14 protein-coding genes are annotated in these 15,151 nt (G+C 45.2%); 2 read left to right on the forward strand and 12 right to left on the reverse strand.

Annotation, left to right across the window (positions count from 1 at the left end):
• The 6 genes from coaD to ACMN7X_RS08040 all read right to left on the reverse strand — a co-directional run bounded on the left by coaD (position 1) and on the right by ACMN7X_RS08040 (position 5,692).
• Positions 1–489 carry a pantetheine-phosphate adenylyltransferase gene (coaD, locus tag ACMN7X_RS08015; protein ID WP_418746944.1) on the reverse strand — a complete coding sequence of 163 codons (489 nt, stop codon included), beginning with the start codon at positions 487–489 and terminating at the stop codon, positions 1–3.
• Between the two features lie 19 nt (positions 490–508).
• Positions 509–1,063, reverse strand: coding sequence for a 16S rRNA (guanine(966)-N(2))-methyltransferase RsmD (gene rsmD, locus ACMN7X_RS08020; protein WP_418746945.1), 555 nt, complete (start codon positions 1,061–1,063; stop codon positions 509–511).
• A 175-nt stretch (positions 1,064–1,238) separates the two neighbouring features.
• Entirely contained in the window at positions 1,239–1,448 is a 210-nt protein-coding gene (locus ACMN7X_RS08025) for a small, acid-soluble spore protein, alpha/beta type (RefSeq protein ID WP_178042759.1), read from the reverse strand.
• A 96-nt stretch (positions 1,449–1,544) separates the two neighbouring features.
• Complete coding sequence (gene recG, locus ACMN7X_RS08030) at positions 1,545–3,593, reverse strand: ATP-dependent DNA helicase RecG (protein ID WP_418746946.1); 2,049 nt, start codon at positions 3,591–3,593, stop codon at positions 1,545–1,547.
• 61 nt (positions 3,594–3,654) lie between these two features.
• Positions 3,655–5,316: a DAK2 domain-containing protein gene (locus tag ACMN7X_RS08035; RefSeq protein ID WP_418746947.1), complete on the reverse strand. Its 1,662-nt coding sequence runs from the start codon at positions 5,314–5,316 to the stop codon at positions 3,655–3,657.
• A 19-nt stretch (positions 5,317–5,335) separates the two neighbouring features.
• Positions 5,336–5,692 carry an Asp23/Gls24 family envelope stress response protein gene (locus tag ACMN7X_RS08040; RefSeq protein ID WP_418746948.1) on the reverse strand — a complete coding sequence of 119 codons (357 nt, stop codon included), beginning with the start codon at positions 5,690–5,692 and terminating at the stop codon, positions 5,336–5,338.
• Between the two features lie 178 nt (positions 5,693–5,870).
• On the opposite strand from ACMN7X_RS08040, the gene rpmB reads away from it, so the two are divergent.
• On the forward strand, positions 5,871–6,056 hold the full coding sequence (gene rpmB, locus ACMN7X_RS08045) for a 50S ribosomal protein L28 (protein ID WP_418746949.1): 186 nt from the start codon (positions 5,871–5,873) through the stop codon (positions 6,054–6,056).
• Positions 6,057–6,164: 108 nt separating this feature from the next.
• Here rpmB and ACMN7X_RS08050 read toward each other — a convergent pair whose 3' ends face one another.
• The 6 genes from ACMN7X_RS08050 to ACMN7X_RS08075 form a co-directional block, all read right to left on the reverse strand.
• Positions 6,165–7,352 (reverse strand): FHA domain-containing protein, encoded by a 1,188-nt coding sequence (locus ACMN7X_RS08050; protein WP_418746950.1) that lies wholly within the window; start codon positions 7,350–7,352, stop codon positions 6,165–6,167.
• A 227-nt stretch (positions 7,353–7,579) separates the two neighbouring features.
• On the reverse strand, positions 7,580–7,978 hold the full coding sequence (locus ACMN7X_RS08055; protein ID WP_418746951.1) for a GerW family sporulation protein: 399 nt from the start codon (positions 7,976–7,978) through the stop codon (positions 7,580–7,582).
• Positions 7,969–8,973, reverse strand: a complete 1,005-nt coding sequence (locus ACMN7X_RS08060) for a DUF2953 domain-containing protein (RefSeq protein WP_418746952.1) — start codon at positions 8,971–8,973, stop codon at positions 7,969–7,971. The genes ACMN7X_RS08055 and ACMN7X_RS08060 overlap by 10 nt, the downstream gene beginning before the upstream one ends.
• 10 nt (positions 8,974–8,983) lie before the next feature.
• Positions 8,984–9,295, reverse strand: coding sequence for a hypothetical protein (locus ACMN7X_RS08065; protein WP_418746953.1), 312 nt, complete (start codon positions 9,293–9,295; stop codon positions 8,984–8,986).
• Positions 9,296–9,308: 13 nt separating this feature from the next.
• Positions 9,309–10,121 carry a hypothetical protein gene (locus ACMN7X_RS08070; RefSeq protein ID WP_418746954.1) on the reverse strand — a complete coding sequence of 271 codons (813 nt, stop codon included), beginning with the start codon at positions 10,119–10,121 and terminating at the stop codon, positions 9,309–9,311.
• Positions 10,122–10,269: 148 nt separating this feature from the next.
• Positions 10,270–10,620, reverse strand: a complete 351-nt coding sequence (locus tag ACMN7X_RS08075; protein WP_418746955.1) for a LysM peptidoglycan-binding domain-containing protein — start codon at positions 10,618–10,620, stop codon at positions 10,270–10,272.
• Between the two features lie 154 nt (positions 10,621–10,774).
• Here ACMN7X_RS08075 and ACMN7X_RS08080 point away from each other — a divergent pair, with 154 nt between their 5' ends.
• Positions 10,775–15,010 (forward strand): acyl-CoA dehydratase activase-related protein, encoded by a 4,236-nt coding sequence (locus tag ACMN7X_RS08080; protein ID WP_418746956.1) that lies wholly within the window; start codon positions 10,775–10,777, stop codon positions 15,008–15,010.
• Positions 15,011–15,151: the final 141 nt, after the last annotated feature.

Below are 15,151 nucleotides of genomic sequence, written 5' to 3' on the forward strand. Positions count from 1 at the left end.
TTATTCTCCTTTTAAATTGTATTTTGACTTGACTTTTTCAATAATACATGGCGGAGCAAAACGGTCCAAAGCTCCCCCATATCTGGCGATTTCCTTTAAGATCGTGGAGCTCAAATATGAATATTCCTCGCTGGTCACCAAAAACATGGTATCCACCTTCGGATTTACAATTCGATTTGTCTGTGCCATCTGGAGTTCGTATTCGAAATCCGTGATTGCTCGAAGTCCGCGCACAATAATACGGGCATCCATTGCATCCGCAAAATCAATGGTAAGCCCTTCAAAAGAAGTAACCGATACATTCGGAATATCCTTCGTGACTTCTTCTAACATTTTAACACGTTCTTCTACAGAAAACAATGGAGTTTTTGCACTGTTTTTCAGTACCGCAACAATAAGCTCATCCACCATGCGGGATGAACGGCCGATTACATCCAGATGTCCATAAGTTACCGGGTCAAAGCTTCCGGTATAAATTGCTCTTTTCATTTTTGTATCCTCGGTTATATTATTTTATTTTAAGGAAAATATGTTTGTTTGTTTTATAATGCTTCTCTCTGACAACAGTATAACCATAGCCCTCTATGTATGAAAAGTCAGTTTCAAGACTCGCCTCAACAATGATCAACGTATCCGTGTGCACCAGCGGTGAACCGGATAACCGATTCAGCACTTTCTTCTCATGAAAGTGATTGTACGGAGGGTCCATAAAGATAAGATCAAAACATTTTCCTTCCTGTTCCAGCTGCTGCAGCGCCATAAGCACGTCCTTTTGCATGACAACGGCAGCTTCGGACAGTTTTGTAGCTTTTAGGTTTTCACGGATACATTCTGCTGCATTCCGGTTATTTTCAACAAAAACAGCCATCTCACATCCTCTGCTTAACGCTTCGATGCCGATGGCCCCACTTCCGCTGAACAAATCTAAAAAGCGAGCACTATATAGCTCCGTTTGAAGTACGTTGAACAGTGTCTCTTTAATCCGGTCAGTTGTGGGCCGCGTTTCCATCCCGGGAACAGTTTTTAATTGTATGCGCCGGGCCTTTCCAGCAATGACTCGCATAAGATAACCATCCTTCTTACTTAACTGTTTATAATTTTAGTATGTTTCTACAATTTGTCAAGGGAAACCCCCAGATTTTTGTAAATTTTTCTTCTTATTTTCCATACAGAGGAAAGTGGCCGCAAAAATACGACCACTTATCTTCATGATTTCCGCTCTGTTCACGGATTTTCAATTACCGGTGATTTGCCATTTCCTCTTCCTGTCTGCGAATCATCTGGCGAACCATTTCGCCGCCGACAGAACCGTTTTCACGGGAAGTGAGGTCACCGTTATAGCCCTGTTTTAAAGGAACGCCGATTTCGTTGGCTACCTCAAATTTAAATCGGTCGAGTGCATCTTTTGCCTGTGGTACTTCAGGAGTATTCGAACTTCTTCTGCTCATAGCAAATTCCTCCGTTTCAAATTCTTAGTTCATTGGTTTCCTTTTGTAGCTACAACTCTAGTATGTCTCCGGCAGCGATAAATACTCTGGAAGTTTTTAGAGAATCACGTCACTGCCTGCAAGACGCATATATCTCTCCATGCGGCGTTCCAGATTTTCAGGAATTTCATTTTCATATTTTTTTGCGCAGTCGCCGGCAATCTGAAGCAGATCGCTGTCCTGAAATAAATCGGCAATATGGAAATCCATCAGACCGCTTTGCCTCAGGCCGAACATATCGCCCGGTCCGCGGAGTTTCAGATCCTCAGCGGCAATATAAAAACCATCGTTGGATTTAACAAGGATCTCAAGCCGTTCTTTTGCGCTGCCACTTTTGCCTGATTGGATAAAGATACAATAAGATTGGGCATCACCGCGGCCGACACGGCCCCGAAGCTGATGGAGCTGGGCCAGTCCGAAACGTTCGGCATTTTCAACCATCATTACTGTAGCATTTGGCACATTAATGCCGACTTCAATAACCGTTGTCGAGACAAGCACCTGAATTTCTTTTCGGTGAAACCGCTCCATAATTTCATCCTTTTGGGCGCCGGTCATTTTGCCATGCAGATAATCAACCCTGATCGAAGGCGGTAAAATTTTCCGTATTTTGTCGGTATAATCCAGAACATTTTCCAAATCCATAAACTCGCTCTCTTCTACCATCGGACATATAATATAGACCTGATGTCCTTCGGACACCTGCTTTTCAATAAACCGATAGGCCGCCGGGCGATATCCCGTGTCAACAACGCAGTTTTTAATCGGTTTCCGCCGGGCCGGAAGTTCATCGATCACCGATATATCCAGATCACCGTAAAGAATAATGGCCAGTGTTCTCGGGATCGGCGTGGCGCTCATAACAAGCACATGGGGCAGATTTCCTTTGCCAAACAGCCATTCCCTCTGATTTACGCCAAAGCGGTGCTGTTCATCGGTGATAACCATACCGAGGTTATGAAAGTGTACTTTCTCCTGAATGACGGCATGAGTTCCTATAAGAATATCAATCTCATTATTTTCAAGCGCCTCGTAAACATCCCGTTTTTCTCCGGCTCGCATGGAACCGGTTAGAAGTCTGCAGCGGATCCGGATTCCCGAAACTTTATAAAATTTTTCAAAATCCTGTTGAAAACTCTCATAGTGCTGTCTTGCAAGCACCTCCGTCGGCGCCATCAGGCAGCCCTGATATCCGGCCTCCGCCGCGGTCAAAAGAGCCAGCTGGGCAATGACGGTTTTGCCGGAGCCCACATCGCCCTGAAGCAGCCGGTTCATCACATGCCTGCCCGAAAAATCCGCAAAAATTTCTTTCCATACCCTCTGCTGAGCGGCGGTCAATGAATAGTCCAGGCAGCCGATAAACTTCTCTGCCCATGCGCTGCTGTCTGCCGGATGAATATTTTCCGAGCGGTCTCTGGAGGCCTTCATTCGCCGAATGGCCAGGGCAAATAAAAAGAATTCATCAAATCCCAGGCGCCGCCGGGCTGATGTCAGCGATTCCCTGTCCTTTGGATAATGAATATTATTCAGGGCATAATTATATTCGGCCAGATGAAATTCCATTCGAAGCTCCTCAGGCAGGTAATCTTCAAACAACTGCTCTTCATCCAGCACCTGCCGGACCAGCCTGCCGATCAATTTCTGATGGACGCCTTCGGTCAGAGAATAGATGGGCTGTATGGAGGAACGAATTTTCTCATAAGCTTCCGGCTCAAAAATTTCCGCCTGCTCCATGGTCCACTGCCCATTCTTATTTTTAACGGCGCCATAAAAAATATAAGTTTTTCCTGAAATGATCTGTTTTTTCAGATAGGGCATCCGATACCATATAAGCTGCAGCCGCGAATTGCCTTCCGTGAGAACGCCGGCGGTTTTCTCCACTCGTCCGCCGGGGATCCGGGCCAGACTCCGATGCAGATATCCCCGGACAGCCAGCCGTTTTCCCGGTGTGATCTCGCTCACATCGACCGGTTCATCATAGGTTTGATAGGCCCTCGGATAGTATTCGAGTAAATCCTCCACCGTAAAAATCCCCAGTTTATTTAAGTTTTTTTCAATTTTATCTCCGACGCCCCTGAGATTTCGAATGGGATCCGTAATTTTCACTGTATCACCTCAAAAAAAGGAATGCCGCCTTCCGGAAGCATTCCTTTAATCTTTATTTGTATTATTCCACAGAAAGTACGTAGTAATAAATCGGCTGTCCGCCATCCTGAATTTCCACGTCCACATCCGGGTATTTTTCTTCAATCTGAGCAGCAAGGGCTTCCGCATCTTCCCCGGCAATGTCTTCACCATAGTAGATACTGATCAACTCGGAATCTTCATCCACTAAAGCGTCGATCAATGCCGCCGTTGCCGATTCAATATCTTTTGCCACTGAGAGAATCCCCGTATCTCCGATACCCATGATGTCCCCTTCCGAGATGGTCTTATCATCAATCACCGTATCCCGGACAGCGTAAGTTACCTGGCCGGATTTCACCCGTTCCATTTCCTGAATCATATGCTCCGCGTTTGCTTCCGCTGTCTCGCCGTCAATATAATTCACAACCGCCGTGATTCCCTGCGGCACTGTTTTGGACGGAATAACCATCAGATTTTTATCTTCGACTAAGGATTTTGCCTGCTCTGCCGCAAGAATGATGTTTTTATTATTCGGCAGAACATAAATCGTATCCGCATTGACCTTATCCACGGCATTCATAATATCCTCCGTACTCGGATTCATTGTCTGGCCGCCTTCGATAATATGATCAACGCCGAGGCCCTTAAAGATCTCATTCATGCCTTCGCCGATGGACACGGCGATAAAGCCGACTTCTTTTCTCGGCGCTGCCGTTTCGGCCGCTTTCTGTTCGGCCGCCTTGCGTTCCGCATCTTTAATTACTTTTTCATGGTGTTCTTCACGCATATTATCAATTTTCATACTGGTTAAAGAGCCGTAGGATAAACCTTTCTGAATGGCCAAACCAGGATCATTGGTATGTACGTGAACTTTAACGATATCTTCATCGTTAACACATACAATACTGTCGCCAATCGAAGAAAGGAAAGACTTAAACTCATGTTCTGTCTCCTGGGTATACGGCTTTTCCAGCATAACGATAAATTCCGTACAATAGCCGAATTTGATATCTGCCGTGTCAATATCACTGTCCGGAACGGAAACTTTAGCAGCCGGTTTAAAGTCTGCGGCCAGATCCACCTCTTTGCCGAGAAAACCGTCATATGCGCCTTTCAGCACCTCCATCAGGCCCTGACCGCCCGAATCGACTACGCCTGCCTGCTTCAATACCGGAAGCATCTCCGGCGTCTGACTGAGAACATAATCGCCATATTCCAGAATCTTTGCAATACCCTCGCTCAGATCATCCGTCTCTTCAAACACTTCCATAGCTTTTGTGGACATTCCCTTTGCTACAGTAAGGATCGTACCTTCCTTCGGCTTCATAACTGCCTTATAGGCCGTCTCAGCCGCCCGTTCCAAAGCCGAGGCAAGAACCCGGGCATCGATAATTTCAACTTCTTTGATTTCCTTCGAAAAGCCTCGGAAAAGCTGAGAAAGGATAACGCCGGAATTACCTCGGGCGCCTCTCAGCGCGCCCTGGGAAATTGCTTTTGCAAGATTTTCCATCGTTGGAGTTTCAATTGCCTGCACCTCTCTGGCCGCAGACATAATTGTCATCGTCATATTTGTACCGGTGTCTCCATCCGGAACAGGAAATACATTTAATTCATTGATCCATTCTTTTTTTGAGTCTAATCGCTGTGCTCCTGATAAGAACATTTTTTTCAGCATGTTCGCATCAATTGTATTCATAACCACCGTTGGTTCCTCCTTAATGTCAATCAATCACTCGAACGCCTTCGACAAAAATGTCGATTCGGCCAACTTCCATTCCAGTAAACTGCTCCACTTTGTATTTCACACTGTTCATTAAGTTATCAGCAACGGTTGCAATGCTCACGCCGTAAGCAATAATCACATGGAAACGGATATTGATCTGATTATCTTCGATGGTCACCTCAACGCCTTTGGTAAGGCTTTCCCGCTTAAGAAGCCTGGTCAGACCATCTTTCATGCTAATCATTCCCATGCCAACGATACCAAAACATTCGATAGCTGTCAAGCCGGCATATCTTGAAATAACATCTAAATCAATGTCAACAGTGCCACCCTCTTTATTTAAGTGCCCTTTCATAACGAGAACCTCCAATTCTATATTCATATGTTTTATTATAACCGTTTTCCATAAAAAAGAAAATATTTATTTTGACATTATTTATAAATCTTCACTTGCATTTCATAGAAATATCTGTTAGAATTGATTTGTTGTAAACCTGTAGGGTTAATATCATCTTTTAAGGAGGTGGCAGGCGATGGCAAAATGTGCAGTTTGTGAAAAAGCAGCACACTTTGGAATCAAAGTGTCTCATTCACATAAAAGAAGCAATAAAATGTGGAAATCTAACATTAAGAAAGTAAAGGTAAACGATAACGGAACACCGAAGAAAATATACGTATGTACTTCCTGTTTACGTTCTGGTTTAGTTGAGAGAGCTTAATGAAAGTATGAGGGCAGCATTGATGCAATGCTGCCTTTTTTCTTTGATTTTTTTAAAAAGGATATCTTCTGCTCCGGGCCGAAAGATATCCTTTTATTTTCCTATACTCTACATTTCCTGAAGCTTGAAAATGAATTCTTCGTTTCCAAGCAAAATCCGGTCTCCCGCTGACAGCGGCTTTTCCTGAGCGCCCCTGAGCACAATGCCGTTTACAAAGGTATGATTCGTTGAGCCGTTGTCCTGGATTTGATAGTTTCCATCAAATCGGGTGATGATTGCATGTACCCGGCTGATGGCCGGATTATCGCTGATACAGATATCATTGGATGCGGATTTTCCGATTCGGATCTCCGGCTGTTCCAAAAGGTAGGACATCTGATTAATGCGCCGTACAAGCACTCCGACGATTTTCTCTGCATCCTCTTCAGGCCCGTTTTCTTCCGGATGGAAAGGCACCGATTCCGGCGCCGGTATTTCCGGTTCCTCTGCTTCTTCCTCAATAACCGGTTCCGCTTCAACAGCAGGTTCCGCCGTTTCCTTTGTGTCAAATTTTGTATCGAATTTTAATGCATTTACACTCTCTGCCGCCGGGATACTCTCAAGAACAGATTTTAAATCTGCCAGATCCTCTTCCGGCGCTTCTTCTGCTTTTTCTGATATTTCTTCCGGCACTTTCTCCGGCTCCGCTTTTTCGGCTGTTTCCGGCATCATCGGTTCTTCCTCTGTCTCTGCCGCCGGTTCTTTTACCAATTCTTCCTGAGTCTGCAAAAATTCATAAAAATCTTTGTATGAAAGCTGTCTGTTCCAACTGATATAGCGAATGGTATTGCCAAGCCAGGTCATATCATCTTCTTCGCTGTATACAATATTTACAAGCATTTCTTTCAGGAAAAGGCGCAACGGTCTGGCCGGAAGAACGCCCTCATTGACAGGCACATAAATACAGGATACCTGGCCGTTTTCTTCATTATAAAAAATACTGTTGATACCGAGAAGAATATGATCTGTATTCATGCCGTGCCGCTCTGCTTCAATAAAAGCCATAGTCAGCGATTTTAAAAACTGAACAGCCTCTTTTTTATCCACGATATGGGATAAAAACTGTTTCAGGGTCATACGTTTCCCATAACTATAATACAGAGTAAACGCTTTTCCGTTTTCAAATTCACATTTTAAAAAGGACGGGCTGTCCAATTCCAAATAAGTTTTGAATGCTTCTCTATCAATATCGCTTATAGGTTCAACAACAATATACGCTTCATTGCTGTCATTAAAATTTATTTTTGATACACTCATATTTTCACCTTGTCTTTTATCGTATTTTATTATTTGCAGCAGAAAAAATTATAGCTCAAAACCAGAAAAAACAGAATGAGACAGATGCTCAAAAGGGCTGAATCAATAAATAACATAATTGTCATGCCGACAGCCACCCAGAACATTATAAACCCTATAATGCGTTTCATAAGCATCTCCCCATAGTTTTACTCTTTATAGTTTATGCGTCGAATGCATGGAAAGTGCTAATTATCTTCAACAATCGTATTGACCTGCTCCGCGACTTCAGCGTCATTCATCGGATCTCCCTTTGTAAATCGGTTCATGATGTCCGGAACCATATCGATCAATTTCATAAACGGTGACTGGTGACTTTCCACCGGGATGATCCTTACGACATCCCCACGGATAACGATCACCGCACATGGGTCCATACTGCAGCCAAGTCCGCCCGCAGAAGCATCTTTTTTCTTTGAATCCGAAGCTGTCGAGCCGGTTCCCATACCAAAGCTGACGTCCACTAATGGAATAATGATCGTATCATTGACTGTGATCGGTTCACCGACAACCGATTTTGTTGAAAGTACGCCGTTCATACCATCAAAGAGAGACTGAACGGATGTGCTGAATGTATTTACTGCCATAAGGTTTCCTCCTTACCTTTAAAATGCTTTATAAATTTTATTAATTTTCTCAAATCTTTGTTTAAAAGTCCCCGAAGTCCCCAATACAGGAAAATGTATAACCGAATGGAACCACGTATATCGATATTGCCCTCCAGAACAGCCCTGTCGAAATCCGGCTGCAATGTCAGAGAATCGCCATACCAGGCATACAGCATACTGGCATAGCCAAGAATTTTCCCCGTATCCGCAGGCTTGTCAAATCCAAAACGGATGTGGCCCGCAGCTTTTTTCGGCAGTACGTGCCTTAAAAGGGAGGCTGCAGCTTTTTTCGCGAAAGCAATGCTGCCCTGGGTAAAATCGGCATTCCAAAACCGTTCGGCCATATCCTTTGTGTGAACCAGCTTATCATACTGTTTACGAAGGGCTGAAAGTTTTCCTTCTTTTTTTTGTTTGGTTTTTTTCTTTTGTTTTACCTTCTTCACCTTTTCCGGCGTTTTATCCGGCTCCGGCAATGCCTCCGGTTTGATCTCGGGCTTCTTTTCTTCCTCCGGTTCGGCATCCGCCGCCGGAAGCTCACCGGCTGAAGACGACTCTGCGGCCTCTTCTTCAGGCGGGACAGCTTCTCTGCTGCCGATCGTCTCTTCCTCAAAAATATCTTCCGGGGCCGACAGAATATCCTCTGTCTCCGCCTTTACCGCCTCTTCAGCATCCGCGGCTGCCTCTTGGACTGTATCCGTCGCTTTCTCTTCATCTTCTCCCATACTGAAAATCCGAAACCAGAGAATCGAAGCCCTGGCACGTATTTTTTTGTCCTTAAAGCTTCCCCGGACCTTCAAAGCCCCAAACAACCATGATAGCTTTCCACCGGCCTCCGGCGCCCCGTCATAAGCCGCCGAAAGTTCATATTTAAAAGGAACAAAGAGGACGATCAGAACCGTGGCCAGAATCAATGCCAGAATTCCCAGAATGATACATCCGAGTATTTTTAAAATCAATAAAATGATATGTATCACTTCAACACCTCTATACTGTAATGCCTAAATAGTTCCGCAAATCAAATCCATGCGTATGGATATACACATCCTCAATAATATCTCTGACCACATCAAAGGCCTCTGCCCTGTCCGAAGCCAGTCCCACGATATAAATATGATCTGTATCCATATCGGGCGTTCTTAAAAACTGACTCGGATAAATATCCAGGAGATTTTCCGGACAATTTGAAAGGGAAATACAATAATATCCCTTCGGTTTTTTCCCAAAAGTGATCTGAAAACGGACCCATTTCGCCTGTTTAATGGATTCCCCCAAATATAGCTTTTTATACCATTTCATAAAATCACCTGAATTATTTGACATGCTGATGGGTAAATAAGTGATCCTGACAATATTCATAATTGCCGTTGCATCTGGAACAATAACGAAACTCCAGAGTTTCATCATCCTCCTCCGTACGGCCGCAGACCGCACATTTATGATGGGTCGACGCTTTCTTTGCCTGTTTGACCGCCTTTGTGTAAACCATCTTCCGGTGAACCTGTTTCGGCGAATAGCCTTTTCGCCGGATAATGGAGGAAAAGAACAAAATAAAGTTCAAAAGGGATACAATGATTGCTATGCGTGTCCCCCAGTTTCCAACGACAAGGCTGTAGGCATAAAGCGCCATATCAATATAGGCCAGCCATTTCATTTTAATTGGAAGGATAAACATAAGCAGCACTTCCATATCCGGATATTCAAAGGCAAAAGCCAGAAACAGCGATGCATTGATGTATGTTGTATCCAGATAATACACCCGGCCGGTCACAAGATAAATGATGATCGCGGCGAGAACTGTCCCGATGACCCCGGTAAAATAATAGACATTAAACCGGAAACTCCCCCATGTTTTCTCCAACACAGTGCCGATCATATAATAAAAATATAAAGTAATTAAAAAGAACAGAATATTCGTTGACGGCGACTGAAGCAGAAATGTAAAGATCCGCCAGACCTGTCCGCGCAGGATCTGACTTGCATCCAGCATAAAATATGTTTCATATACTCCCGGTGTCGCAATGCGAAGAATCATTCCGAGAACATAAAGTATAATAATGTACTGCATGAGATTCGGAATCGCGTATTTTCCGAATTTACGTTCCAACTTATCTAATAATGACATATAAAACCCTTTCTGTGAATATGAAAGGGGCTGCCGCATAAAAGCTGCCCCCTTCTTTCCATGTTTTGCAATCAGTTTTATTATAGTAAAAGCCTTGTTTTTTGTCAACCGACACTTGTGCTGACCGCCGGTTTCCTACCCGGCTGATCTAGCCGTCTGTCTCAGGAATATAAACCACATCGTTTTCTGTCAACATGATCGGTTTCATCTGAGGGTTGGCATTTCTGAATGTTTCATAATCCAGATTGAAATGCTCCAGAAGCCAGTCCAGAGTATCGCCGCTCTGCACAATGTAAGGAATATGTTTTACCGGTATACATAGTTTATCACCAATCGTCAGATTATAAACATCGACCGTGGGATTTTTTTCCATCAGTTCTTCCAGGGTAACGCCGTAAAGACGGGATACCTTATATAAAGTGTCCCTCTCCCGGATTTCATGCAACATACCGTCGCATCTCCCGTATTCATTGTCCTGCCGCCGCACAAAATAATTCATAAGCCCACCTGTTTTTTATTTATTTTATGCCCGTTTCCAGAAAAAGGTGTATGGGAACCGGTGAAAGTGAGTATTGAGTTTTTTGCCCGGTTGTACTATAATACATTCGACAAAGAATATATATTTTTATACAGAAACTCTTAGGAGGAATTGCATGATTACTACATATAGATTAGGAATTGATATCGGTTCAACAACCGTAAAGATAGCTTGCCTGGATGATGAAAACAGGGTCGTTTTCTCAGATTATGAACGGCATTTTGCCAACATCCGGGAAACGCTTCTGGATTTGATCGTCAAAGCAAAAAATGAACTTGGAAATGTAAACATTCACGGAATGATCACCGGCTCCGGCGGCATGTCCATCTCGAAACCGCTGAACATTCCTTTTGTTCAGGAAGTTATTTCTGTATCCACCGCACTTCAGTATTTTGAACCGAAAACGGATGTCGCCATCGAGCTTGGCGGTGAGGATGCAAAAATAATTTATTTTTCTCAGGGAAATATTGAACAGCGTATGAATGGTATCTGTGCCGGCGGTACAGGTTCTTTTATTGACCAGATGGCCTCACTGCTCCAGACGGATGCCTCCGGTCTGAACGAATATGCGAAAGATTATCAGGCAATTTATCCGATTGCCGCCCGCTGCGGTGTTTTTGCCAAATCGGATATTCAGCCTTTGATCAATGAAGGCGCCACAAAAGCCGATCTATCGGCTTCCATTTTTCAGGCGGTAGTGAATCAGACCATCAGTGGTCTGGCCTGCGGTAAACCGATCCGGGGACATGTGGCTTTCCTCGGCGGACCGCTTCATTTCTTATCTGAGTTAAAGGAAGCTTTTATCCGCACGCTCCATTTGTCCGGGGAATATATTATTGCGCCTGAAAATTCCCATCTGTTCGCCGCCATGGGCGCTGCCATGAATGACAGCAACACGGAAGGTCAGACATTGGATGGGCTGATCGAACTGCTCTCTTCGGATATTAAAATCGAAGCCGAGTCCAAGCGTATGGAGCCGCTTTTTAAGAATCAGGCCGATTATGACGCTTTTACGGCGCGTCATAATAAACATGCGGTCAAAAAGGGCAGTCTGAAAGACTATGAGGGCGACTGTTTTCTCGGGATTGATGCCGGCTCCACCACAACAAAGGTTGCCATTGTCGGCGAGGACGGAACCCTTCTCTACTCTTTCTACAGCAATAATAACGGAAGTCCTCTGAATACGACGATCCGCGCCATTAAAGAAATCAAGGAACAACTTCCCGACAGCGCCCGTATCGTCAGGGGCTGCTCCACCGGTTACGGTGAAGCTCTGATGAAAGCCGCCTTTTTGCTGGATGAGGGTGAGGTTGAGACGGTTGCCCACTACTATGCCGCCGCCTTCTTTGAACCGGAAGTCGACTGTATTCTGGATATCGGCGGCCAGGATATGAAATGTATTAAAATTAAAAATAACACGGTAGACAGCGTTCTTTTAAATGAGGCATGCTCTTCCGGCTGCGGTTCCTTTATTGAAACCTTTGCCAAGTCTCTGAATTATGAGATCAGTGATTTCGCGAAAGTTGCTTTATTTGCCAAAAATCCGATCGATCTGGGTTCCCGCTGTACGGTGTTTATGAACTCCAATGTCAAGCAGGCCCAGAAAGAAGGCGCAGAAGTCGGCGATATCTCCGCCGGGCTGGCCTACTCCGTTATCAAAAATGCTCTTTTGAAGGTCATCAAGCTGACGGATCCGAAAGATTTGGGCGAAAAGATCGTTGTGCAGGGCGGTACATTCTATAATGACGCCGTTCTCCGAAGCTTTGAGCGCATTGCGGGCCGTGACGCCGTCCGCCCGGATATCGCCGGAATCATGGGAGCCTTCGGCGCCGCCCTCATTGCCAGAGAGCGTTATGACGGCAGCGAATCCACCATGCTCTCTCTGGATAAAATGATCGCGCTGAAATATACAACTTCCATGGGACGCTGCAAGGGCTGTACCAATAATTGTCATTTGACCATCAACCGTTTCAGCGGCGGCCGCCAGTTTATCACGGGCAACCGCTGTGAAGTCGGCATCGGAAAGGCCAAGGCGGACAGTAAGATTCCGAACTTATTTGATTATAAATACAAACGTATTTTCCAATATGAACCTTTGACTGAGGATAAGGCGCGCCGGGGCAAAGTGGGTATTCCGCGTGTCCTGAATATGTACGAAAATTACCCATTTTGGTTTACATTTTTCACGGAATTGGGCTATCAGGTCGTATTGAGCCCTCAGTCTTCCGCAAATATTTATACTCTGGGTATTGAATCTATTCCGAGTGAATCGGTATGCTATCCGGCCAAGCTGGTCCATGGGCATATCATGTGGCTCATTAAAAACGGTGTGGACTTTATCTTCTATCCAAGTATTCCTTATGAGCGGGATGAGGTGAAAGGCGCCAATAATCATTACAACTGTCCGATCGTTACTTCTTATTCGGAAAATATTAAAAATAACGTGGAAGAACTGGCTTCAGAACATATCCAGTTCATGAATCCGTTCCTTTCTCTGGACAATGAAGAACATATCGTTCAGCGAATGACGGAGGAATTCTGCAAAACCACAGATATCCGTCCGCAGGAAATCAAAGCCGCTGTCGCCGCTGCCTGGGCAGAGCTGGCCAAAGCCCGCCAGGATATGAAGGACAAAGGTGAAGAAACCATTAAATATCTGCGTGATAATCATATGAAGGGCATTGTTCTGGCCGGACGCCCATATCATATCGATAAGGAGATCAACCATGGTATTCCGGAATTGATCACCTCTTATGGTATCGCCGTGCTGACAGAGGACAGTGTGTCCCATCTGGCGGAGATTGAACGTCCTCTCATCGTTTCCGACCAGTGGATGTATCATTCCCGGCTGTATAAAGCCGCCCAGTTTGTCAAAACCCAGGAGAATCTGGAACTCATTCAGCTCAACTCCTTCGGCTGCGGCCTGGATGCGGTGACAACGGATCAGGTTAAGGATATCCTTACCGGTTCCGGCCGTCTTTATACCTGTTTGAAGATCGATGAGGTCAGCAATCTGGGTGCGGCGCGGATCCGTATCCGTTCCCTCATTGCAGCCATCCGCCTGCGTGAACAGAAACACATTCACGGAGAAGTTCACACAAGCGCCCATGACCGGATTATCTTCACCGAGGAAATGGCAAAGGATTATACGATTCTCGCGCCGAATATGTCACCAATCCATTTTGACATCTTAATTGAAGCCCTGCGGTATAACGGACTGAAAGTAGACTTACTGCCGGACTGCGATAAAGAAGCCATTGATATCGGATTGAAATATGTAAATAACGACGCCTGCTACCCTTCAATCTGTGTTATCGGGCAGATCATGAAGGCGCTGCTGTCGGGCAAATATGACTTAAATAAGGTTGCCATCGCCATGACTCAAACCGGCGGCGGCTGCCGTGCAACCAACTATATCGGATTCATCCGGCGTGCTCTCCAGAATGCGGGCATGCATCAGATTCCGGTGGTATCCATTAATGCTGCCGGTCTGGAATCCAACCCGGGACTTAAATTTACGCCGAAGCTTCTCATCGGCGCCATGCAGGCGATCGTTTACGGCGATGTCTTTATGAGAGTCCTTTATCGGATGCGCCCTTATGAAATTTATCCGGGCTCCGCAGACCGGCTTCACAAGTACTGGCAGCAGGTTTGCATCGATTCCATCACGGGCAAGAACCGGAACAGCTTTAAGAAAAATATTCAGGGAATCATCCGGGATTTCGACCAGCTTCCGATTGATGAAAACCTGAAAAAACCGAGAGTCGGCATTGTCGGAGAGATTCTTGTAAAATTCTCCCCTTCCGCCAACAACTATCTGGTGGAACTGCTTGAAAAAGAAGGCGCCGAGGCCGTTATGCCGGACCTTTTGGACTTCTTCTTATACAGCGCTTATAACAGTAATTTTAAATATGAAAAACTTGGAAAAAGCAAGAAAGGCGCTATGATGGGCAATGCGGTGATCAAAGCCTTGGAAACGGTTCGCAAGACCGCCCGCAAAGAGCTTGAAAAGAGCCGCCACTTCCATCCGCAGGCAAAGATTGAAGAACTTGCCAAATATGCCGAACCAATCGTTTCTATCGGCAATCAGACCGGCGAAGGCTGGTTCTTAACCGGAGAAATGATCGAGCTGATTCATCAGGGAGCGGGAAACATCGTATGCACACAGCCATTCGGATGCTTGCCGAATCACATCGTCGGCAAAGGCGTTATCAAAGAACTGCGAAATACATATCCGGGCTCCAATATCGTAGCCATCGATTATGACCCGGGCGCCAGCGAAGTCAACCAGGTCAACCGAATTAAATTGATGCTGGCCACAGCCAATAAAAATCTGGCCGACGGCATCTAAGTCAATCAGAAAGTATATACACAAGGGGGCTGTCGGTTAATAGACAGTTCTAAACAGGGAGGTATGTGCCTCGTCCGAGTCACATACCTCCCTGAAATTTTTCTATAAAAAGAGAAAAAGATGGCTAACGACAACCATCTC

Origin of the sequence: Frisingicoccus sp. (assembly GCF_048388605.1) — a bacterium.
Classification (GTDB): Bacteria; Bacillota; Clostridia; order Lachnospirales; family Lachnospiraceae; genus Frisingicoccus.

Coding starts and splice junctions, on each gene's coding strand:
- ACMN7X_RS08025 (WP_178042759.1), bottom strand. CDS start 1,448: ATGAGCAGAAGAAGTTCGAATACTCCTGAAGTACCACAGGCAAAAGAT.
- ACMN7X_RS08075 (WP_418746955.1), bottom strand. CDS start 10,620: ATGAATTATTTTGTGCGGCGGCAGGACAATGAATACGGGAGATGCGAC.
- ACMN7X_RS08050 (WP_418746950.1), bottom strand. CDS start 7,352: ATGAGTGTATCAAAAATAAATTTTAATGACAGCAATGAAGCGTATATT.
- ACMN7X_RS08065 (WP_418746953.1), bottom strand. CDS start 9,295: ATGAAATGGTATAAAAAGCTATATTTGGGGGAATCCATTAAACAGGCG.
- ACMN7X_RS08080 (WP_418746956.1), top strand. CDS start 10,775: ATGATTACTACATATAGATTAGGAATTGATATCGGTTCAACAACCGTA.
- rpmB (WP_418746949.1), top strand. CDS start 5,871: ATGGCAAAATGTGCAGTTTGTGAAAAAGCAGCACACTTTGGAATCAAA.
- ACMN7X_RS08055 (WP_418746951.1), bottom strand. CDS start 7,978: ATGGCAGTAAATACATTCAGCACATCCGTTCAGTCTCTCTTTGATGGT.
- rsmD (WP_418746945.1), bottom strand. CDS start 1,063: ATGCGAGTCATTGCTGGAAAGGCCCGGCGCATACAATTAAAAACTGTT.
- ACMN7X_RS08040 (WP_418746948.1), bottom strand. CDS start 5,692: ATGAAAGGGCACTTAAATAAAGAGGGTGGCACTGTTGACATTGATTTA.
- ACMN7X_RS08070 (WP_418746954.1), bottom strand. CDS start 10,121: ATGTCATTATTAGATAAGTTGGAACGTAAATTCGGAAAATACGCGATT.
- coaD (WP_418746944.1), bottom strand. CDS start 489: ATGAAAAGAGCAATTTATACCGGAAGCTTTGACCCGGTAACTTATGGA.